Below are 878 nucleotides of genomic sequence, written 5' to 3'. Positions count from 1 at the left end.
GTTATCCTGAAGTCTTCGATTTTGCGCACCAAGCTGAATTGGTGATGGTTGAAAATGCGCCATCGCCAACCGATGGTGGCTACGTTAGCTACTTAGCCAAGCAGTTGGTTCAGTTAACCACGACGGTGCAAGAAAACACGCTGGTATTGTTTAACTCATTAGAGACGATTCAACAGGTCTATAATCACATGCAGTCAAATCAAACGTGGCAGCAGGGCAATATGACTTTGTTGGCACAGGGGATGACAGGTACGCGTAGTAAAATTATGAAGCGCATGGCCAATGAATCACATTTGGTTGTGCTTGGCGCGAATAGTTTTTGGGAAGGCATCGATTTGCCGGGTGACCAATTACGTTTAGTCGTGATTGCCCGCTTACCATTCGATCAACCTAATACCGTCCTCCAACGTGCTGAAGAAGCCGTTTTGATGGCACATGGTAAACAGCCGTTCTACCAAAGTACCTTACCCAAAGCTGTCTTACGGCTGCGTCAGGGAGTAGGGCGCTTAATTCGCAAGCCGGATGACTTTGGTGCGGTTGTTATCTATGACCCACGCATCCTAACAAAGTCGTACGGGAAGACTCTGCGAAATATGATGCCAGATCAAATGCCACAGCACGTTTCGCAAGACCGAGATGTTGTCCCTGAATTGAAGAAATTCTTTGACCAACACCGCTAATATTGGTAAAGTAATAGATGATTTTGTTTTGCATTGACAAAACAGCTAAAGGAGCCACGTAAGATGGAGATGCGTACAATGTCCCGTTCTCGGCGTCGTGGCCACGGTCGGCGTTGGCTGATTGGCTTAATCGTTGTTCTGGTGCTTATCGCAGGTGGTGCAACTATTGCGTCAATTGCGCTACGTCCCGTGAATACT

Annotated in this window: 1 protein-coding gene; it reads left to right on the top strand. The window is 47.3% G+C overall.

Going from position 1 to position 878, the window contains the following annotated elements; genetic code table 11:
• On the top strand, nucleotides 1-680 hold a 680-nt coding region (locus WEIDD23_RS01705; protein ID WP_278279462.1), incomplete at its 5' end, for an ATP-dependent DNA helicase.
• Between the last annotated feature and the right edge of the window lie 198 nt (nucleotides 681-878).

Origin of the sequence: Weissella sp. DD23 (assembly GCF_001579105.1) — a bacterium.
GTDB classification, from domain to species: Bacteria; Bacillota; Bacilli; order Lactobacillales; family Lactobacillaceae; genus Weissella; species Weissella cibaria.
Note: the sequence above shows the minus strand (reverse complement) of the source record. Positions and strands in the feature narration are given on the sequence as shown.